Origin of the sequence: Alkalihalobacillus phoenicis, from assembly GCF_047302405.1 — a bacterium.
Taxonomy (GTDB): Bacteria; Bacillota; Bacilli; order Bacillales; family Bacillaceae_D; genus Alkalihalobacillus.
This window is the reverse complement of record NZ_CP154853.1, coordinates 3018578-3040458: the sequence shown is the minus strand read 5'-3', so window position 1 is coordinate 3040458 and position 21881 is coordinate 3018578. Positions and strand designations below refer to the sequence as shown.

The 21881-nt window shown below is 38.3% G+C and carries 18 protein-coding genes; 8 read left to right on the top strand and 10 right to left on the bottom strand.

Features of this window, described 5'->3' with window-relative positions:
- The first annotated feature begins 5 nt into the window (after positions 1-5).
- Genes AA0017_RS14405 through lpdA form a run of 3 tightly spaced genes read left to right on the top strand, consistent with a single transcriptional unit; the run spans position 6 to position 3742 of the window.
- Positions 6-986, top strand: a complete 981-nt coding sequence (locus AA0017_RS14405; protein WP_413375458.1) for an alpha-ketoacid dehydrogenase subunit beta — start codon at positions 6-8, stop codon at positions 984-986.
- An 18-nt stretch (positions 987-1004) separates the two neighbouring features.
- A complete protein-coding gene (locus tag AA0017_RS14400) occupies positions 1005-2297 on the top strand; it encodes a dihydrolipoamide acetyltransferase family protein (protein ID WP_413375456.1) in 1293 nt (430 codons plus the stop codon).
- A gap of 38 nt (positions 2298-2335) precedes the next feature.
- The gene (gene lpdA, locus AA0017_RS14395; protein WP_413375454.1) at positions 2336-3742 is read left to right on the top strand and encodes a dihydrolipoyl dehydrogenase; all 1407 of its coding nucleotides are present in this window, start codon (positions 2336-2338) and stop codon (positions 3740-3742) included.
- Between the two features lie 298 nt (positions 3743-4040).
- Here the strand turns inward: lpdA and AA0017_RS14390 are convergent, their stop codons facing one another.
- Entirely contained in the window at positions 4041-5135 is a 1095-nt protein-coding gene (locus AA0017_RS14390; RefSeq protein WP_413375452.1) for a CdaR family transcriptional regulator, read from the bottom strand.
- A 177-nt stretch (positions 5136-5312) separates the two neighbouring features.
- On the opposite strand from AA0017_RS14390, the gene AA0017_RS14385 reads away from it, so the two are divergent.
- The 3 genes from AA0017_RS14385 to AA0017_RS14375 all read left to right on the top strand — a co-directional run bounded on the left by AA0017_RS14385 (position 5313) and on the right by AA0017_RS14375 (position 8554).
- The gene (locus tag AA0017_RS14385; protein WP_413375451.1) at positions 5313-6455 is read left to right on the top strand and encodes a glycerate kinase; all 1143 of its coding nucleotides are present in this window, start codon (positions 5313-5315) and stop codon (positions 6453-6455) included.
- A 195-nt stretch (positions 6456-6650) separates the two neighbouring features.
- Positions 6651-8003, top strand: a complete 1353-nt coding sequence (locus AA0017_RS14380) for a GntP family permease (protein ID WP_413375449.1) — start codon at positions 6651-6653, stop codon at positions 8001-8003.
- 155 nt (positions 8004-8158) lie between these two features.
- Entirely contained in the window at positions 8159-8554 is a 396-nt protein-coding gene (locus AA0017_RS14375; RefSeq protein ID WP_413375447.1) for a DUF4183 domain-containing protein, read from the top strand.
- 20 nt (positions 8555-8574) lie between these two features.
- Here the strand turns inward: AA0017_RS14375 and AA0017_RS14370 are convergent, their stop codons facing one another.
- From AA0017_RS14370 to AA0017_RS14335, 8 genes are all read right to left on the bottom strand, one after another.
- On the bottom strand, positions 8575-8982 hold the full coding sequence (locus AA0017_RS14370) for a DUF4183 domain-containing protein (protein WP_413375445.1): 408 nt from the start codon (positions 8980-8982) through the stop codon (positions 8575-8577).
- 137 nt (positions 8983-9119) lie between these two features.
- A complete protein-coding gene (locus tag AA0017_RS14365) occupies positions 9120-10574 on the bottom strand; it encodes a carbon starvation protein A (protein ID WP_413375443.1) in 1455 nt (484 codons plus the stop codon).
- 851 nt (positions 10575-11425) lie between these two features.
- The gene (locus AA0017_RS14360) at positions 11426-12166 is read right to left on the bottom strand and encodes a LytR/AlgR family response regulator transcription factor (protein WP_413375441.1); all 741 of its coding nucleotides are present in this window, start codon (positions 12164-12166) and stop codon (positions 11426-11428) included.
- Entirely contained in the window at positions 12129-13922 is a 1794-nt protein-coding gene (locus tag AA0017_RS14355) for a LytS/YhcK type 5TM receptor domain-containing protein (RefSeq protein WP_413375439.1), read from the bottom strand. The genes AA0017_RS14360 and AA0017_RS14355 overlap by 38 nt, the downstream gene beginning before the upstream one ends.
- Positions 13923-14123: 201 nt before the next feature.
- Positions 14124-14735: a trimeric intracellular cation channel family protein gene (locus tag AA0017_RS14350; RefSeq protein WP_413375437.1), complete on the bottom strand. Its 612-nt coding sequence runs from the start codon at positions 14733-14735 to the stop codon at positions 14124-14126.
- A 409-nt stretch (positions 14736-15144) separates the two neighbouring features.
- A complete protein-coding gene (locus tag AA0017_RS14345; RefSeq protein WP_413375435.1) occupies positions 15145-17031 on the bottom strand; it encodes a fructose-specific PTS transporter subunit EIIC in 1887 nt (628 codons plus the stop codon).
- Positions 17032-17059: 28 nt separating this feature from the next.
- Positions 17060-17977 (bottom strand): 1-phosphofructokinase, encoded by a 918-nt coding sequence (gene pfkB, locus AA0017_RS14340; protein ID WP_413375433.1) that lies wholly within the window; start codon positions 17975-17977, stop codon positions 17060-17062.
- Entirely contained in the window at positions 17974-18738 is a 765-nt protein-coding gene (locus AA0017_RS14335; RefSeq protein ID WP_413375431.1) for a DeoR/GlpR family DNA-binding transcription regulator, read from the bottom strand. Before AA0017_RS14335 ends, pfkB begins: the two co-directional genes overlap by 4 nt.
- Before the next feature lie 298 nt (positions 18739-19036).
- Between AA0017_RS14335 and AA0017_RS14330 the strand changes: the two genes are divergently transcribed.
- The gene (locus tag AA0017_RS14330; protein WP_413375430.1) at positions 19037-19654 is read left to right on the top strand and encodes an acetate uptake transporter; all 618 of its coding nucleotides are present in this window, start codon (positions 19037-19039) and stop codon (positions 19652-19654) included.
- Between the two features lie 127 nt (positions 19655-19781).
- Here AA0017_RS14330 and AA0017_RS14325 read toward each other — a convergent pair whose 3' ends face one another.
- Positions 19782-20540, bottom strand: coding sequence for a TrmB family transcriptional regulator (locus AA0017_RS14325; protein WP_413375428.1), 759 nt, complete (start codon positions 20538-20540; stop codon positions 19782-19784).
- A 124-nt stretch (positions 20541-20664) separates the two neighbouring features.
- On the opposite strand from AA0017_RS14325, the gene AA0017_RS14320 reads away from it, so the two are divergent.
- On the top strand, positions 20665-21861 hold the full coding sequence (locus AA0017_RS14320; RefSeq protein WP_413375426.1) for an MFS transporter: 1197 nt from the start codon (positions 20665-20667) through the stop codon (positions 21859-21861).
- The last annotated feature ends 20 nt before the right edge of the window (positions 21862-21881 follow it).

Genomic DNA, 21881 nt, shown 5'->3' with positions numbered 1-21881 from the left:
ATATCATGGCACAAAAAACAATTGTTCAAGCAATCAATGAAGCGTTGGATCAAGTAATGGAAAAGGATTCGACGGTTATGGTCTTAGGGTTAGATGTTGGGAAGAACGGAGGCGTTTTTCGTGTAACCGACAAATTGCAAGAAAAGCATGGAGATACTCGAGTTGTTGATACACCAATTGCTGAGTCAGGTATGGTCGGGACGGCGATTGGGTTAGCTGTGAATGGTTTTAAACCGATTGTTGAAATGCAATTTATGGGCTTTATTTATTCAGCAATGGATCAACTATGTTCCCAAGCGGCTCGAGTCAGAACACGTACTCAAGGTCAATTTTCAGTTCCAATGGTCGTGCGAGGACCATTTGGAGGAGGAGTTCATGCATTAGAGCTACATTGTGATAGCTATGAGGCCTTTTTTGCTCACACACCAGGTCTAAAGGTTGTTATTCCAAGTAATCCATATGATGCAAAAGGTTTGTTAATTTCAGCGATTAACGACCCTGACCCCGTTGTCTTTTTTGAACCGATGCGAATTTACCGTTCGATTCGGGATGAAGTACCTGAAGAGATGTATCAAATTCCACTCGGTCAAGCGAATGTTTCCTTAGAAGGAGAAGATGTTACGATTATTAGCTGGGGAGCCCCTGTTACGACAGCGAAACAAGTGGCCGAAAAAATGAAAGTAGAAAAAGGCATCTCGTGTGAAGTCATTGATTTACGTTCATTAGTGCCATTAGACGTCGATACGATTATACAATCTGTGAAAAAAACAGGACGTGCTATCGTAATGCATGAAGCCGTAAAAACAGGTGGTTTTGGTAGTGAAGTCGCAACGAAAATTATGGAAGAGGCCTTTTTATATTTAGAATGTCCAATTGAGAGAGTGACAGGTTTTGATACACCTTACCCGTTCTCGCAAATCGAAAAAGAATGGATGCCAAATGAAGACCGATTGAGAGAAGCGATTCATAAGGTTTTAAATTATTAAGGAAAAGGTGGGGAAAAAATGGTCTATGAATTTAAATTACCTGATGTTGGGGAAGGGATCGCAGAAGGTGAAATTATTAAATGGTTTGTCGAGCAAAGTGAAAAAGTTGATGAGGAACAGTTAATAGCTGAAATTCAAACGGATAAAGCCTTAATTGAAATCACCTCACCTGTATCAGGAAATGTAAAAGAGATATTATTTAATGAAGGAGATGTGGCTGAGGTTGGCTCTGTTATTATAAGTTTTGATTTAGAAGAAGTTAACAAAAAGGAGCCAAGAAAGCAAGAGGAGCCAAGACGATCAAATAATCAAATAGCAACGAGTGCCAAACCAGCCGAACAGACTATAGTAGGAAAAAGAAGAGTCATTGCGACACCAACAGTTCGACGTTTGGCCCGCGAAAATAAAATCGACCTTCAGCAAGTGAAGGGAAGTGGAGAAAACGGTCGAGTTCTCAAAGCAGATGTTGAGAATTTTATAAATCACAATGACTCTTCAGACGAGCAAGTGGAGAAATTAGTAGCGGCAACTGCAGAAGTGAATGAACAAGAAAAAATAGTTTCGTTAAATCGTGAACTCGAGCAACTTGTAGGCAACGGATTAAAAGAAGAAAGAATACCGTTAAGAGGATTACGTCGTAGTATTGCAAAAAAAATGACGACCTCAACGAGTACAGTAGCTCATTCTAATATTATGGAAGAAATCGATGTGACGCAACTCGTTCAGCTACGTAAAGAAATGCGTGAATATGCTTTAGAGAATGATGTGAAATTAACGTATCTTCCATTTGTCATTAAAGCAGCAGTATCTGCTTTGAAAAAATTCCCTTACTTAAACTCTTCTTTAGATGATGAGACAGAAGAGATTATTTTAAAATACCAATATCATATTGGCGTGGCAACGGATACAGAGAAAGGACTTGTTGTGCCAGTTGTGAAGAATGCGGATGAAAAAAGTTTGCTTCATATGGCCAAAGAAATTTCGCAATTAGTTGAGAAAGCACGCAATCAGAAATTATCTGTCTCCGAAATGACAGGTGGGACGTTTACTGTCACTAATATCGGCTCGACAGGGGTGGGACTATTCGGTACACCTGTTGTCAATCATCCCGAAGCGGCGATATTAAGCATTCATCGCATCCAGAAAAAACCGATTGTAGTTGATGATAACAAAATAGAGATACGAGATATGCTTGGATTAAGTTTAAGTTTTGACCATCGAATCCTTGATGGAGCGATGGCTGCTTATTTCTTGAAACAAGTGATTCAATATTTGGAGAACCCGAGCACGATGTTTTTGGAGATGATTTAAGAACTAGAGCAAATATTTTAAAGGCTGGAGGTTCTATTATGGTAGTAGGAGAAATCATTAATGAAGTGGATGTGTTAATTATTGGTGGAGGTCCAGGTGGTTATACGGCGGCTATTCGGGCTTCGCAATTAGGAAAAAGAGTAACCATTGTTGAAAAAAATGATTTTGGAGGAGTTTGTTTAAATAAAGGTTGTATTCCTTCCAAAGCTTTAATTTCAGTAGCCAGAAAATATGATGATTTGCAAAAATGTAATGAATATGGCTTAGAAGTAGAGGGGGCAAAAGTCCATTTTAATAAAGTTCAAGCTTGGAAGAATGGAATAGTCGAAAAACTAACGAGTGGGGTTAAGGGCTTATTAAAAGGGAATCAAATTGAAACAGTCGTTGGAGAAGCTTATTTTATAAGTCAAGATGAGGTTCGGATTGAAAATGGCTATAATAGCGACCGTCTTAAATTTAATCATTGTATTATTGCGACCGGTTCCACCCCATTTGAACTACCGGGAATACCATTTCGCGACCGGATTTTATCGTCAACAGAGGCACTAAGCCTAGAAGAAGTACCGAAAGAACTCATTGTCTTAGGTGGAGGGTATATTGGAATTGAACTTGGTCAAACGTATGCTTCATTTGGAAGTAAAGTAACGATTTTAGAAGCCCAGCCATCTATTTTAACTGGCTTTGAACCAAGAGCTGTTAAATTTGTTCAGCAAAGTTTAGCAAAAAAAGATGTAGATGTGAAAGTATCCATCCAAGTTGAACAAGTAAATCAAGATGGTGAGAAAGTGCACATTCAATATAAGGAAAAAGGAACAACTTATTCCATTAGTGGTGACTATTTACTAGTGACCGCAGGAAGGAAGCCGAATGTCGAAAACTTATCTTTGGATATGTTAAAAATGAAGGTAAGTGAAAGTGGGCATATCGAGGTAAATGAGCATTGTGAGACAAGTATTAAAAATATATATGCAATTGGCGATGTTGTCCGTGGTCCGGCTTTAGCTCATAAAGCTTCTTATGAGGGAAAGGTTGTCGCAGAGGTCATTGCGGGACAGTCAGCGGCGGTTGACTATCAGGCGATACCGATTGTCGTTTTTTCTGACCCTGAGATTGCTTCCGTCGGTTTAACCGAAGAGACGGCATTGAAGGAAGGGTATAATATTAAGGTCGGAAGGTTTCCGTTTGGTGCTAACGGTCGTGCTCTTTCATTAAACGCTTCAAATGGTTTAGTGACGGTCATCATCGAAAAAGAAACCAATTTGATCCTAGGTGCTCAAATTGTTGGGAAAGAAGCATCAGAATTAATAGCGGTTGTGGGATTCGCGATTGAAATGGGAGCAACCTCCTTTGATTTAATGAATACGATTCATGCACACCCAACGATTTCAGAAACATTAGTGGAAGCAACGGAATCGGCGGTAGAGTTAGCGATTCACACGTTATAAAAGTGAAAGAAGTGTTCGCTCATTTTGAGGTGAATGCTTCTTTTTTGTGAAGCGGCTGGAATATAAGTGTTTTATTAGTGATATGTGGGGACATGTTATGACGGTGAGAAAAACCGACCGGGATAAGTAATGAAAACTTGGAGTTGAAGGAATGAAAGTACAAATAAATCAAAATAAGTAATAAAAATCTTATCTTCACTGGATTACGGTGCGAATATAACTTTAAATTCACCAAAAAGCAGATGAGTCGCTCTTGTGGCTCACATCTACTTTTAATTTCCTCGTATAGTGTTCTTTTTTACTCGCCTAAATCCATTTCGCGTAACCAAATAGCTAATTGAAGTGGGATAACGTCTCTTAATTCTTGTGGATTATAGCCGGTAATTTCTTTAACCTTTTTCAAACGGTAAATGAGCGAGTTACGATGGATAAACATTTTTTTGGCACAATCACCGATGTTTAAATTACACTGGAAAAAGTGGTTCAGTGTCTCCATTAATTTATCAGAAAGATTATCTAAAATTGGTTCGTAGTATCTTTTTTTGGTTTCATTGTCTAGCAGATAGATGAGTGCTTTTGATTTAATTTCAGTATAAGAAATAAAAGGTTTGTCTCTCTCTCCTAATGAGATCGCATGGATGGCTTCTTGAAAGGAGAGGGGAATTTCCTCTATTAAAGGAATGGAACTGCCACAGCCAACACGAGCAGTTATCCCTTTTAAGGCAAAGTGATCAATCGTTTTCTTTAGTTTCTTTTGAACGTTTTCTATTTGAATTCCAGTTGTTAAAATATACATTTGTTTCATCCCTAAAAATCCAACAAAGGTTTCCTGAAAAGAAAATAATTGTTCAAAGACTTCCATTAGCTGACTTCGTTTTAAGGAAGATGATGAGACTTCGAGAATCGATACTTGGTACGGTGGCTTCATTGTCATATCAATTAATTCGAGCTTTTGTTGAAGCGTTTTCAAATTGAAGCTTCCTTTAATGAGCGAATCGAAAATTTGATCCTTTAATCTTTGTTTCCACTCTAATTGTTCCATCAAATAAGCTTGTCTTAACATAATTTCGGTATTCATTTTGACAAGCTCTCCAAATTCTCTTATTTCATCTGGGGTGCCAGTTATGCCAATAACTCCAACAATATCATTTTGAAATTCTATGGGTAAATTGATACCTGGTAAAGAGCGGTTCCATTTTGTTCGATCTTCTTGGTGAATGATTAACGTTTTCCCTGTTTGGATGACTTCGATGGCACCATCATGAACTTGATTGACTCGCGATGGGTCAGCAGAAGCAATAATTGTCCCTGTATTGTCCATAATATTGATATTTCGATTTAAACGAATGGTCGTTTGTTCGACAATGTCTTTGGCAATTTCTTGAGTTAACATGAAGTCCTCCTGCGAAATCGGTATTTTTGAATTATTTCGATAAATCAGCTCTATTTTGTTAAGAATAAATGAAAAATAACTGAATTTGTTCACTTTTTTTGTTTATCTTGAACGATGATTATCAAGTTAACGGTGTTTATAATTATGATTATAAGAAATACGTTAGGTGGGTACAAGATGAAAATTGTAATAGCTCCAGACTCATTTAAAGGAAGTCTGTCGGCTGTAGAGGCAGCAAGAGAAATGGAAAAGGGAGTAAAGAAAGCGTTATCAAAATCAGAGACAATATTAGTCCCGGTCGCTGATGGTGGAGAAGGAACGATGGAAAGCTTAGTCGCTGCCACAAACGGAGAGATTGTTGAGGTCACAGTAAAAGGTCCACTACTACAACCTGTTAAAGCAGCATATGGTGTTTTAGGAGATGGAGAGACATGTGTTGTAGAGATGGCAAGTGCCTCAGGGTTAATTTTAATTGCAGCCGAAGAAAGAGATCCGATGTTCACAACAACGTATGGTACTGGTGAATTAATTAAAGCAGCACTTGAACAAGGGTATCGAAAATTTATTTTAGCTATTGGTGGAAGCGCTACCAATGATGGCGGAGCAGGAATGCTTCAAGCTTTAGGAATGCGTCTTTTAGATGGAAAAGGTAAGTTAATCGGTTATGGTGCAGCAGAGCTAGGCCGAGTAGAAAAAATTGATGATCAAGGATTTGACCATCGGATAGAGGAGTCGGAATTTTTAATTGCATCCGATGTTCAAAATCCGTTGATTGGTCCGAATGGAGCCTCATATGTTTTTGGTCCACAAAAAGGGGCAACATCCAAAATGGTTGAACAACTTGAACATTCCTTAACTCGTTGGGCCGACTTAATAGAAGAGAAAAAAGGGGTCCGTCTTCACGAGAAGCCAGGTGCCGGTGCGGCAGGTGGAATTGGCGGGGCGTTTCAAGCTTTTTTTCCATCAACAATGAGGCGTGGAATTGATATCGTGATTGAATATACAGAGCTTGAGAAAAAGCTAAGTGGAGCCGATTTTGTTTTAACTGGAGAAGGACAAATTGATTCACAAACTGCTTCAGGAAAGACACCAATGGGGGTTGCTGAAGCAGCACAAAAACAAGGAATCCCAGTCTTTGTGATTGCAGGTTCCATTGGAGCTGGAATTGAAGAGCTGTATCAATATGGAATTACGAGTGTGTTTAGTCTAGTAAACGCTCCAATGACGTTAGAAGAAGCAATGGAAGGTTGCCGTCATTATTTAGAATCGACAACTGAACAGATTACTCGCACATTTTTTGCTTCATATGGAAACAAATAATTAGTCTTGCTACGCCTGTTAGAAGCTCAAGAAAAATCGTTCGCCTTTATGTGGGTACAAGGAGTGGGAATTGACGTCGTGAGCATAGAGTTAATCCTTTTGTAACCCTCCCTTCCATTAGCGAAATAAATCAAGTTATCGAACGTAAAGAACTAATTTTTTGCAGTCATTTTATATTAAAGGAGGGTCTTATCGATGTTATTTTTAATTATTGCTTTAGGAGTATTACTAATTGTAGTAGCAACGAGTAAGTTTAAGATACATCCGTTTTTATCATTATTATTAGGTACATTATTTGTTGCTTTTGCTTCTGGAATGTCTTTCGATTTAATTATTGAGAGTATTAATGGTGGATTCGGTAATTTAATGGCTAGTATTGGACTTGTAATCGTTTTTGGTACAATCATTGGGGTTATTTTAGAAAAAGCTGGAGCTGCTTACAGGATGGCAGAGGTTGTGTTACGTGTGATTGGGCCAAATCATCCGCAACTCGCGATGAGTATTATTGGATTTATCGTTTCGATACCTGTCTTTTGTGACTCTGGTTTTATTATTTTAAACAGTTTAAGGAAAGCGTTAGCAAAACGAGCAAAAGTCGCAATGGCTTCTATGTCAGTCGCCTTGGCAACAGGTTTGTATGCTGCTCATACGTTAGTTCCACCTACTCCAGGTCCGATTGCTGCCGCCGGTAACATAGGGGCAGATGCTTATTTAGGAACTGTGATATTAATTGGTTTAGTTGTTGCGATTCCGGCAACACTTGTTGGTTATTTATGGGCAGTAAAAGTAGCCACAAAAATTGAAGTACCAGAGGATGTAACCGCAACTGGTGAACAGTTTGATTATGACAATGTTGTTGCTTCATTTGGAAAAATGCCATCCACATTCTCAGCCTTTTTACCGATTGTTTTACCGATTGGCTTAATTGCTTTTGGGTCCGTCATTTCTCTGATTGGTTGGGAAGGATGGTTTGCTGAATTATTTACCTTTATAGGAAAACCAGTTATGGCTTTATTAATTGGGGTGATTTCGGCTTTACCATTATTGCCAAAATTTGATGAAGAGACGTTAACAGGTTGGATTGGAAAAGGATTAACAGATGCAGCACCCATTCTATTAATTACAGGTGTCGGTGGAGCTTTTGGAACAGTTATTCGAAATTCAGGTGTTGAGGACATTATTCAGAGCTGGGATATGACAGGGATATTTACGGGTGTATTGTTCCTATTAGTACCATTTTTAATTGCCGCAGCTTTAAAGACGGCTCAAGGTTCATCGACGACTGCACTTGTTATTACATCATCATTAATAGCCCCAATGTTGCCAATTATGGGCATTGAAGGTGCTGTTCCATTAGCATTAGTTGTCATGGCAATTGGTGCGGGGGCGATGACCGTCAGTCATGTCAACGATAGTTATTTCTGGGTTGTGACACAATTTACGGGTATGCAAGTGAATGATGCCTATAAAGCCCAAACGATGGCGACGTTGCTACAAGGATTAGTGACGATTGTTGTGACAATGGTGCTTTGGTTAATACTAGTTTAAGAGAGCTGAGACGGTTGGAAGATTTACCTCCAACCATCTTTTTTTGCGTAAAGTTTAATAGAAAAGGGCAAATAGTATCTAGAAACTGACTATACGGCTGTGAATCGTTAAACATACTATATATAAAGTATGAGGAGAAAGGAGGAGGTTTTAGGATGGCACTTCAAATTATGAAAATTAATTTAGTTGGAGACGTTTCTGTTGATGTAACTCCTGATTTACAACAGTTTTTTTATGTGACTGCAGCAGACATAGCACCTGAAGGAACATTAACAATTGACGCGACTGATTTTTTCGGAAATGATGGGGAAGCAGTTACAGAGTTTCCAGAATTAATTGAAGGAAATAGTTATGTCGAAGTTTATATTAATGGAGTTTTACAGATGGCAGATCTTTATTCTTATACACCGGTGGATGAGGTGGAGGAAGACCCAGGTGAATTGACGATTACACTTCCTGAAGGGGAAGATGAAGGTATTTTAGCTGGTACATCGATTATCGTGAGAGTGATGAATTACAGCTCAACAGGAACGGTGGATTTTGAAACTTAATAGGTAGAGGAAAACCCCAATCAAAAGCAAATAAATTGCAGGATGATTGGGGTTCCTTGTAGTGGGGCATCTGTGGTTAAAAGGGTTAACTTTCCATTTTCGATTTTATATAAAATCGGAGGTTGGAGTATTCCGTTTATAAAAAAATTGATCACCATGGAATCCTTTGGAGCGATAATTTTTGAGCTCTCGTATTCTGTTAACCTATCTGAATCAGTGAATATAAATTGATTTTCTCTGGCAATCGCATAATAAATAAGATTGCTTGGTTTTGTGCTTTTAGAAGGAGTCAGGGGTTGGCTGGAAATACGATAATCCAACATAATATCTTTACGTGTCCAATCATAAATTTTTTTTGTTTTTATGATCTGCTTGTTTTTAGGTTGCCTCATGAATTCGTCACCTCTTGGAACATCTTTAATGGACAAATGAACCTTTATTCATCCTATGCATTCGCCAAAGTGACGTGTGTCGTTTTTTTAGATAGTGTTATTTGGTGTATAGAAAAAAACAGCCCAGTACGAGAATCAATTCGTACTGGGCTGTTAAATATTAGGTTAATTTATTAAGCGACATCAGGTTTCCAATCAGAAACATCGTCTTCAATTGGGATATTGTTTTTGCGGTTTCTCGCAGCAAACTTAAAGAATAAGAATGTGAGAAGGACCGTGAAAATACCACCAAAGATAAGAGAGATATTCATTGGTAAGTTAAAGCCAATTGGTGCATTTGCAATATAAGTAGATGCTGTCATTGTCATAAACCATGCTGGGAAGATGGCAATCCAGTAATTGCGTTTAGCGACATATAAGAACATCGCTCCAATCCAAAGGGCAATAACAGCCGTCGATTGGTTAGCCCAGTTAAAGTATTGCCAAAGCATTGTAAAGTCAACAGTTGTTAAAATGATTGACGTAATAAATAATGGGGCAGCAATTAACATACGGTTCATGATTTTCTTTTGAGGTACTTTAATATAGTCCGCAATAATCATACGAGCACTACGGAATGCAGTATCACCAGATGTAATTGGTAATAAGATGATTCCAATTACAGCAATTGTACCGAAAATAGAACCCAGTAACAAAGTAGATACTTCATTTACGATACCACCAGTACCAATCGTGTTAATCAATTCATTTAATGAAACAGGTCCATCAAATAGGCTCATAGCAGCAGCTGCCCAAATCATTGCGATAATACCTTCTGCAATCATAGCTCCAAAGAATATACGACGACCTTGACCCTCATTTTGTGTTGTACGCGAAATGATTGGTGATTGCGTTGCATGGAAACCAGATAAGGCACCACAAGAAATTGTTAAGAATAATAGTGGGAAGATAGCAGCTCCCGCTGGATGTGTATTGGTAAATGATAATTCAGGAATTGGAGCACCAGTCACAACAAGAGCACCACCAACACCAAGTGTACTTACTAATAAGATAGCTCCTAAATAAGGATAAAACGTACCGATAATTTTATTAATAGGTAAGATCGTTGCTAATAAGAAATAAATAAAGATAAGGACGACGAACACAATGACGGGTATAACACCGTTCGTTAAGTCGTATAAAAGGCCAGCAGGTGATGCAACGAATACTGTACCTACTAATAGTAGTAATAAAATGGAAAAAGCGTTCACGACATGTTTCATCGCTTTTCCTAAAAATCGTCCAGCAAGTTCTGGTAAGTGAGCTCCACCGTTACGGATCGAAATCATACCCGTTAAATAATCGTGAACCGCTCCGGCGAAAATACAGCCTACTACAATCCAGATGAAGGCAACTGGTCCGTATAAGGCCCCCATAATCGGTCCAAAGATTGGCCCAACACCTGCGATACTAATTAATTGGATCAGTAAATTTTTATTTTTGTGCATTGGTAAGTAGTCGACACCATCGCCATTAGAGTACGCAGGAGTGACTCGCTCTTGCTTTGGTTGGAAAATTTTCTCAACAATTTTCCCGTAAGTAAAATAACCTATAATTAATAGTGCAATACTCACTAAAAAAGTAATCATAATTTGTTCCTCCTAATCTTTCGTATGCGTTTTCATAGACCAAGTGTACATAAAACCTTCACATTTGTGAGCGTTTTTGTGACAAGATGCAAAATAATGAGATTAAGATGTCAATATCTTAATCTAAGATGCAGGATCAAAGTTCGATGAAATTCGACAAGTGACAGGCACTTATTGAAAAAGTGTGGGAGAGGGAATCATAGAGGGACGCTGAAGTCGGAAGCCGTTGAATAAGAGCCGCAAAGGGAATCAAAGAGTGTCAATGAAGTCGGAAGCCGTTGAATAAGAGCCGCAAAGGGAATCAAAGAGTGTCAATGAAGTCGGAAGCCGTTGAACAAGAGCGTGAAAGGGAATCAAAGGCGGTCAATGAAGCCTGAAGCAATTGAAAAAGAGTGTGAAAGGGAATCAAAGGCGGTCAATGAAGCCTGAAGCAATTGAAAAAGAGCGTGAAAGGGAATCAAAGGCGGTCAATGAAGCCTGAAGCAATTGAAAAAGAGAGTGAAAGGGAATCAAAGGCGGTCAATGAAGCCTGAAGCAATTGAAAAAGAGCGTGAAAGGGAATCAAAGACCGTCAATGAAACCCGAAGCAGTTGAAAAAGAGCGTGAAAGGGAATCAAAAGCCGTCAATGAAACCCGAAGCAGTTGAAAAAGAGCGTGAAAGGGAATCAAAAGCCGTCAATGAAACCCGAAGCAGTTGAATAAGAGCCGCAAAAGGAATCAAAGCCGTCGATGAAGTTCGAAGCAGTTCGACAAGTGCCTATCACTTGTCAAGTTAAGGTACGAAAAAAAATAGCTCAAACCATAACTGCAATTAACAAACAGTTATAATCGAGCTACCTAGGGTTAAATGTTTATAATTCAATTTTCGCTCTTAACGGTTTTACATAATTTCGGCTGACAGGTATCTGTTCGGTGGAGCCTCTTAACTGGAGTTGATAGGCTCCATTAAACCATGGATTCATTCCCGTTATATAAGAAGTGTTGACAAGATAACTTTTATGGACACGGAAAAAGGAAAAAGGTGTTAGTCGTGCTTCTAATTCCTTTAAAGTCATTTTGGTTTCATATGAATGCTCACTTGTTACCACCTTCGTACTTTTATCATCACGATAAACAAATTGAATTTGTTCAGGGGCGAGAAAAATAATGGAGCCTTCCGTTTCCACTGCCAATTTCCCTTGACTGACCTCTGTCGTTTCTAGCTGTCCAGTCGTACTTAACTTTAACGTTTTGATATGTTCAATTGTTTCAGTGAGCTGCGATTCGTCGATCGGTTTTAATAAATATCCTTTTGCCTGAACTTGAAAAGCTTCGACAGCAAATTGGGGATAGGCAGTCGCAAAAATTACATATGGGGGACTTTGCATTTCTTTTAAGACAGAAGCAACCTCCGTACCAGTCATACCCGGCATCTCGATATCAAGGAAGAGAAGTTCAGGCTGCAATTCTATAATTTTAGCAACGGCTTCGTGACCTGTGGAAGCTTGTCCGATGATTTCAATTTCTGAATAAGCTTGTAATAAAAAGATTAGTTCTTCACGGCTATATTTTTCATCATCGACAATTAGTGTTCGAATCGGTCGTTGGTTCATTGTTTATCTCCTTTCTACTCATTTTGGGGATTGTAAAATAAATAGTCGTTCCTTCATTTATTTTTGATTGAATTTGTAAAGCCGATTCGGATCCGAATTTCATTTGTAAACGTTTATTAATATTATAAAGCCCAATCCCAGTACCAGAAGTGGAAGGAGCTATCTTTTTGCCAAGCCAATCCATTTCTTTAGTGTCAAAACCTTGTCCGTTATCTGTGACAGAAAGCAGAACTGTCGTATCTTGCTCTTTAATCGCTATCGTTAAATGACAATGGCCTTCTTTATCTTTAAAACCATGCTTAACGGCATTTTCCACGATTGGCTGAAGTGTGAGAGGAGGAATGGCTGTATGTAAACAATGTTTATCAATATGATAAGAAATGAAAAAACGTTCTTCAAACCTAGTTTCTTCAATTGATAAATAAGATTGAATATGTTTTAGTTCATCTTCGACTGAATGTAGGCTCGTTGTAGTTGATGACACATTTTGTCGTAAAAACTGAGATAAGTTATGAAGCATTTTTCGAGCTTTATCTGGATCCATCCGTATTAATGAAATAATCGTGTTTAGTGTATTAAAAAGGAAATGCGGACTTATTTGAGCTTGCAGGGCATTTATTTCCGCTTCTTTTGCTAATTGATAAGAGCGATCCGCTTCTGCTAGCTCCAATTGACTGCTTAATAAGTTCGTTAAGCCAGCTAACATTTCAGTCTCAAGTGGCGTAATTTCTTTTTCGGAGTGAAAATAAAATTTTAAGGTTCCAACAACCTCATTTCGGATCGTTAATGGGGCGATTACAGCTGCTCCTAAAGGACAATTTGGTTGATTACAATGAATACTTTTATCGTTAGCAATCACCATTTCTTTTCGTTTTATCGCTTCCCAAGTAATTTGTGTTTGAATCGGGAGGTTGGCGATATGATGATCATTCGCTAAACCAATATGGGCAAGGATCGATTTTTGGTTGGTCATCGCTACTCCAGCGACGTTTAATTCCTTGTAAAGAATGGTACAAACTTCTGAAGCAGATTCAGTATTTAATCCTCGTTTTAAAAAAGTTAACGTTTGTTCAGCAATTCGTAAACTTTTTTGTGCTTGTAACGCTCCCATTTTATGCTCAGCTCTTTGTACATTTCGGATGATTAAAAGAAAGAGCATACATCCTAATCCATTGGCGACAATCATCGGTATCCCGATCGTTTGGACTAAATCGATTGCCTGTGATGTCGGTCTAGCTAATAAAAGAATCAAAATCATCTGCACGGTTTCGGCAAAGGCACCAAGAAAAAAGATCAGTTTTGGCTGAGAGAGTACTTTGGGATTCTTTTTTGAATAATAAGCAGATAAAGCCCCAGCTAATATTGTTGCTACACCGCAGGCGAACCCAGTAAATCCACCAAGTAACATACGGTGTCCACCGGCAATGAGCCCAGCTCCAATTCCCACTTTGTAACCACCGAATAACCCTGCTAAAGTGACCCCGATTACACGAAAATTAGCGATCGCCTCATCATCAGATAAGCTAATGAGAAAGCGGTTTAAATCTAATGATTCAGAGCGGAAAGTGACCCCTGAATACGTGCCGATAATTCCAAAAAGGCTAAAAAATATAATAGCTGTTAGTTGCTGCTTCCCTGTAAGCTGAGACGAATAAATCATATCCTTAAAAAAACGCAGCCTAGTGGCAATAAAAGCGAGCATGACAATCAAACCAAGTCTCTCTAACATTAAGAGCAATAACTCAAACAATTTCATCACCTATTTTTCCTTTTTCATCTTCAAAAGTATAGCAAATTAATTGATTTAACAGCAAATGCATTTAAATAAAAAAGGAATAAATATTATCGCTTGTGGGAGAGTAGTAGCTCATGGAGCGGTGGGGAACTCTAGAAAATACTCTGCTCCATTCAAAAAATAACCCCCAGAACCGCAACAACGACTCTAAGGGTTATACTTCTATTTATAAATTTTCTGAACATCACTGTATTTAGGTAAGGTCCAGTTAAATCGTACCGATAACATTCTCAAGACGACGATAATAACAAAGAGAGTGTAGAACATATATGGTGCCGTTATGAGTCCTAAACCGATAAGGAGTCCAGCAAGCATTGCCCATAATGCATAAATTTCATCTCTAAAAATAACCGGTTTTCTGCCAGCTAACACATCTCGGACCATTCCTCCACCTGATCCGGTTAAAACTGCTGCCGTTGCAACTGCCACTAATGGTAAGCCATTTTCATTGGCAAGCATGGCTCCTTGTATCGCAAACGCAGCCAGTCCCATGGCATCAAAAATGATGACCCGTTTTAAATAATTGATCCACACATCTTTTAATAAGAAAACAATAATAATGGTGACAAGGGCTAAACTAAATAGAAGGGCTTGATCCCAAAGGAGAGAAACGGGAGCTCCTATTAATAAGTTTCGAATCGCACCTCCACCAAAAGCTGTTACAAAACCTAAAACTAAAACACCGAGAATATCATATTTTTCTTCAATTGCGACGATTGCACCACTAATGGCAAAGGCAATTGTTCCAATAATATTAAGTGTTTCCCAAACCATTTTCACTTCACCTACATCAATATTAATTTTTCGGGATGCAAAGGCTCTCTTTACACACGCGATTAAAATTGTAACATTAAAGCGAATAGATTCAAATGGTTAATTTAGTTAAGAGTAAAGGATTAGAGCAAAAAGGTAGTGATTGGTAATGAAACTAGAGTGAGGCAGGAATTAGGGTACGAAAAAATGGTAATAAGTAATGAAAGTAGCCACATGGCGAGATTAGGGTGCGAATAAACGGTAATAGGTAATGAAACCAGCAGAATGACGAAATTAGGGTATGAAAAACCCATATTCTGTAATGAAATCCTCGCTCAGCAAAAATTACGGTACAAATAATTACAAAAAAAGGTAGATGCACGAGTAAAATAACTCACATCTACCTTTTCTTTAGTTAACTTCAACTGATTTATGAAATTGGTTTTTTAATAACGCCATAAATGACTCCGGTTATAACAGAACCAATAAGAATGGCTAATGCATATAGTCCGATATAAGAGAAAGTCGATCCGTTCACGAGGAACATCGTAAAGATTCCACCGTGTGGAGCAGGTAAGGCAATTTGAAATAAGCCTGTTAATCCACCGGCAACCGCAGCACCAATTACACTAGCTGAAATGACACGGATGGGATCGGCAGCAGCAAATGGGATTGCTCCTTCTGTAATAAAGGATGCTCCGAGAATATAATTTGTACGACCTGATTCTCGTTGTTGTTTTGTAAATTTATGTTTCCAAAAGGTTGTCGCGAGCGCTATACCTAGTGGTGGAACCATTCCGGCAGCCATTACCGCTGCTTGTGGACCAAGGTTTCCAGCATCTAGCATCGCAATACCAAAAGTATAAGCGGCTTTGTTAATTGGACCGCCCATGTCAATTGCCATCATGGCTCCAAGGACAATTCCCAAAATGACCATGTTTCCTGTCCCTAAATTCCCAAGCCAGTTTTGTAAACCTAAATTGACAGAGGCTAATGGGGCAACTAAGAAAAACATGATGCTACCTGTGATTAAAATATTGAGTATTGGTGTAAACAGAATCGTTCTAAGTCCTTCTAATGATTGAGGCATTTGTGATAATAGTCTGCGCACGAGTAAGGCAACATAGCCAGCTAAGAAACCGGCAATTAATCCACCTAAAAAGCCTGCATCATTATTGAATGCCATATAACCCGCAATTAAACCTGGAGCAAACCCTGGACGGTCAGCGATACTCATCGCGATAAAGGCAGCGAGCACTGGGATAAAGAGGGCAAAGGCATTCTCTCCACCAATGGTCATAAGGATTTCACGAATAAAGTTATCTTGCCCAAAGAGAGTTTCAAAGACAAAACTTAAAGCAATTAAAATACCACCACCGATAACAAATGGTAACATGTTGGAAACACCGTTCATGAGATGTTTATAAATACTTGCCCCAACAGATTTTTTACTTGCATTGGTATCAGCATCATTTGATTGATTACCACTTCCTCGGTAAGTTGGTTCTTTTCCAGAAAGGGCTCGGTCTATAAGGAGACCAGGTTTACGGACACCATCAGCAACAGGAGCGATGACAATTCGTTTGCCATCAAAGCGGTCCATGTCGACTTTTGTATCTGCAGCTACAATAATTCCGTCTGCTTTTTCGATGTCTTCTTTGGTTAGTTTACCTTTTACTCCACCAGAGCCATTTGTTTCTACTTTAATTTTATAACCGCGTTCCTTTGCTTCTTTTTTTAGGGCATCGGCGGCCATATAAGTGTGAGCAATACCAGTTGGACAGCCTGTTACACCTAATAATAATTTTTCAGAATCTTCGGAAACGCTTGCATTTTCTTCCTCTTGTTCTATTTTTGCTTCTTCAGCCTCTTTATTGTCTATGGTTGCAATAATATCTTCTAATGAAGCAGCTTCTAGCAAGTTTTTACGGAAGTTTTCGTCCATTAAAAAAGTAGATAGTTTTGAAAGAGTGGCTAAATGTTCGTTATTAGCTCCTTCTGATGCAGCAATCATAAAGAATAAATGGCTTGGTTGTCCATCAAGTGCTTCAAAATCAATGCCAGACGTTGAGCGACCAAACGCAATAGCAGGAGTTTTGACAGCAGCCGTTTTGGCATGCGGAATGGCAATACCTTCACCTAAACCTGTTGTACTTTGTTGCTCACGAGTAAGGATCGCTTCTTTATATTTTGTTCGATCGTTTAATTTTCCGGCCTCATCAAGTTTGACGATTAATTCATCTAGAACTTCTTCTTTTGAGGAGGAGGAAAGGTTAAGAATCATTGTGTCTTTTTTTAATAGATCAGAGATTTTCATTTCTTTTTTCCCCTTTCGTTATAGCTATTTATTGTTGATAAGGTGTAATTTGAATGTCAGCTAGCAAAGACTCGACTTTTGGACGTTTGGCTAAGCCGGTGGAGAAGGCAGTCGCACTTCCTGTTGCAATCGCAAATCGGAAGGCATCTGCAAGTTCCATTCCTTCTTTTTGGGCACTCACAAAACCGGCAACCGTTGAATCCCCAGCACCAATTGAATTTTTGACGATGCCATTAGGGGTATTAGCGGTTAGAATTTGTTTTCTTGTCGCCAATAATGCACCGTCTCCAGCATAGGTCAATAGGACGTAATCAATACCTGAATCAACTAAAGATTGAATGTGAGGTACGGCATTTTCAAAGGTTTGAATGGAATCGCCCACAAGTTCTGATAGTTCGTGGTGATTGGGTTTAATAAAAGTCGGTTTTGCCTGAATTGCTTCTACTAACGGTTGTCCACTCGTATCAATAAATACTTCAACCCCACGCTTTTTTAACAAACTTGTCCAGTGTTGATAGATAGTAGGCGGCAGTGAATTTGGGACACTTCCTGAGAGGATCACGGTATCTCCATGAACCATTTTTTCAAATTTTTTCTCTAGATCTCTAACATTATCGGAAGAGATATTCGGTGAGACACCATTTAGTTCAGATTCAACGTCACTCTTTATTTTGACGTTAATTCGGGTGTCACCTTCGACTTGAATAAAGTCGGTTTGAATGCCTTCTTGCTGGACGGCCGATTTAATATATTCACCTGTAAAGCCACCAATAAAACCAAGGGCGCTGCTTGGATGACCGAGATGTTTTAAAACACGTGAGACATTAATTCCTTTTCCACCTGGGGCTTTATGGTCTGCCTCGGAACGGTTCACCTCATTTGTTTTAAATGAATCAATGGAGACGAAATAATCGAGTGCGGGATTGAGTGTTACTGTATAAATCATATGTTTACCACCTCTAGTTTGGTCAAAGCTGTTATTTGCTCGTGAAGCAGAGAGTTTTGCTCCTGCATGTACTGGCTTGTAATAAGGGTAACTTTATTTAAATCAGTAAGCTTTGAAAAAGTAACATCTCCAAATTTTGTATGATCAGCTAGCACAAAAGCTTGGCGACCACATTTGATCGCATGTGATTTAATAAAAGCTTCCTCAGGATCTGGGGTTGTACAACCATCATCTGCTGTAATGCCATTTGCTCCTAAAAATACATAATCAAAACGGAATGTCTCCATCGTTTCGATTGCACTTCTTCCTACAAATGCATGAGTCCCTTTTTTGACATAGCCACCAAGTACATGAGTATGGATATCAGCATCAAGCAAGGCCGTTATGTTTGTTAGTCCGTTTGTGACGACTTCAATGTTTTTGCCCTTTAAAAAAGGAATCATCTCAAAGGTTGTACTTCCAGCATCTAAAAAAATACAATCTCCATCTTGAACAAAAGTGGCTGCTTTTTTAGCAATTCCAACCTTTTCATGACGGTTTTTGAGTGATTTTTGAGCCATTGTTGGTTCATCTCTTTTGTTTGAACGTAACGTTGCCCCACCGTGTATACGTTTGAGTTTTTTCTCTTGTTCAAGCTCGGTTAAATCACGACGTATTGTTGATTCGGAGGCACCGGTATCAGCAATAATCTCTTGAATTTTAACAACTTCATGTCTTTTAAGAAGGTCGAGAATTCGTTCTTTTCTCTCCAATGTCAACATGAATATTCACCTCTTTTGTCGTTATAATTTTATAATACAGTCAAAATCATTCATTATCAATCATTTTCGTTCATTGTTTATGAAATCGCTTTACTTATTTTTGAGAGCGTTTAGATTCTAACTATTCTGTTATGACAAAACATTTCCATTAAAAAGACTTAATAAAAAGGGCAATTTATTCGACACAAAGCAACAAACTTCATGTATGATAAGAAAGGTTATTTTCATATGAGTGATTAACTGTATCAATGTTTATATAGGTAGGAATTTATACATTTATTATAAAGGGGTTAAAAAAATGGGATCTCAGAATCATACAGAGGTTAAAATTACAACGGCAGATCCGTCTGCTTTAGGTTTGTTTGGACTAGCGATGGTAACGTTGGTTGCCTCATCACAAAAGTTAGGGTTAACGGATGGCTTGTCACTTATCCTACCGTGGGCGTTTTTCTTAGGAGGAATTGCTCAATTAATTGCGGCGATGCTTGATGCTAAGCATAACAATATTTTTGGAACGACTGCTTTTGGAGCTTTTGGTTTATTTTGGTTTGGAGTAGGGACTACGTGGTTAATTCAAATGGGTGTTTTTGGAGAAACATTATTAGCCCATGCCGATTCAAGACAACTAGGTGTCGCTTTTATTGGATATTTAATTTTTAGTTTATTTATGACAGTCGGAGCGTTAGAAACAAATAAGGTCTTATTCTTTATTTTTGTCTGTATTGACTTCTTATTTATTGGCTTGTCTTTAAGTTCTTTCGGTATTATGTACGAATTTACATCGATGCTAGCGGCGATTTCCGAATTAGCGATTGCCCTTTTATCTTTTTATGGTGCAGCTGCGATCGTGTTAAATACTCACTTTGGAAAAGTCGTTTTACCAAATGGAAAGCCGTTCGGGATTTTTAAAAAATAAATATGGATAAGCTGTTCCTAAGAGTTGGAGGGGATGTAACGAAAAAAGTCGTTACTCTTTGAAAACTTTAAAAAGTCTCTGTAAAATCTAACATGATTTTACAGAGACTTTTTTTTGCTTAAACGAGTTAGTATCTGAGTTTCATTAACACTTCTTTAATTTCTTCATCAGCCATGACGGTTTTTTTATAGCGTTGGGTGATTTTAGTTAACGCAACATCATGGTAGAAGAATTCAGTAAAGAATTTAACTAGTGGCGGTGACTGAGTTCGAATCGCTTGCCAATTAGAATCTTCAATACCAGCAAACATCATTTCCTGGTCGTCAATAATAATAATTCGACTGCGTTCAAGTGTGTTATGGCTTTGGTCAGGGATAAGGGTGGAGACGGTTGGGATGAGCGTCTCCACTTCTCCGATTACATGGATAATCACCTCTAAACCTTCTTGATATTTTTTTTCTAACACGGGTAAGTATGTATCCAAATCATCCGCCCATGCAGAAATAAAGATGGTCTGTTTAGCTGCTTCTGATAATTCCTTCATTAATGATTGGATCGAGTGATTTTCTTTTAAACTCCATACTCGATCATCAGCTTCCATTTCTTCCACGTTAATTTTTTGAAGTTCTTCAATATTTAATTCAAAATCTGATTTTAACTTGTCGATTAATGCATCCAGAGGCAAAGCTATGTAAAGGCGTTTTTTCTCGACAGTAGTCTCTAATATAATGCCTTTTTCTGATAAGCGATGGAGAACTTCATATACTTTTGAACGGGGAACTCCGGAACGTTTAACGATGGCAGTCGGATCAAGTGCTTGATTAATAGTAATAAGAGACGAATAAACTTGACTTTCATATTGGGTAAAACCAAATTGCTGTAGCATCTGAATCCTCCTTTTTTACGGATAACTTTACTCATAGCATAGACTATACACTAGTTAATTTCTACTTGTTTAACTGCGTTACTTATGTTACCTTTCTAGTGGTAACTTAAAATGAGGTGTTTAAATGGATAAACGAGTATATTTATTAACGATTGTTTCGTTTGTGGTTGGGTTAGTTGAATTGATTCTTGGAGGAATTCTTGATTTAGTCGCTGTTGACATGGGGGTTTCTTTAGGGAAAGTTGGGATGTTAATTTCAATATTCTCTTTAGTTTTTGCTATTTGTGGACCGATTTTATTAACGGCTACGGCAAAGATTGAACGAAAGAAGTTAACGTTAATTTCTTTATTGATATTCTTTTTAGCGAATTTATTAGCTATTTTTAGTAATGGTTATTTTATGCTGATGATTGCTCGGATTATTTCAGCGATGAGTGGCTCGTTGCTAATTGCTTTGTGTGTGACGATCGCATCTAATATTGTTTTAAAACAGTACCGTGCACGTGCGATTGGGATTGTGTTTATGGGAATAAGTGCTTCTTTAGTTCTTGGTGTACCAATAGGGCTAATGCTAGGGAATGCTTTTGGTTGGCGTGCACCTTTTCTTATGATTACGATTTTAACGGCAGTATCTCTTATTGGTATTTACTTTTTTATGGAGCGAATGGACCCGAAACCAAGTATCCCATTAAAAGAACAGTTAAAGACCTTAAAAAATGGCAAACTGTTATTGATTCAGCTTACTTCATTTTTATTTCTTGCTGGACATTTAACACTGTATGCTTACTTAACGCCTTTTTTACAAATGACAATGGGACTCGATGGAACTTGGATTAGCTTGATGTACCTTATCTTTGGAATTGCTGCCATTATTGGTGGGGGAGTTGGAGGGATGTTATCTGATCGTTTCGGCCCTCAAAAAACTATCATTGGAATCATTATTGTATTTGCGATATCGCTTTTTACAATTCCATATACAACAAGTGTTTTTCCACTATTTTTACTCGTCATGATGGCTTGGAGTATGCTTAGTTGGGCCATTACACCAGCGATACAAAGTTATTTGATTGCATCAGCCCCAGAAACATCAGATATCCAACAAAGTTTAAATAATTCTGCCCTGCACTTTGGAATTGCATTTGGCTCAATGATGGGGGGAGTTGTGATTGAACGTGCGACAGTTGAGATGAATGCAACAGTTGGAGGGGCTTTAGTACTTGTTTCATTGCTAATTATTTCTATAACGATGAAAACGAAAAAGCAGAATGTTATTGCGGATGACTCCACTAGAGCGGCGATGAAAGAGTATAAAGCAAATTAAGAATAATCGTCAGTGCTTAC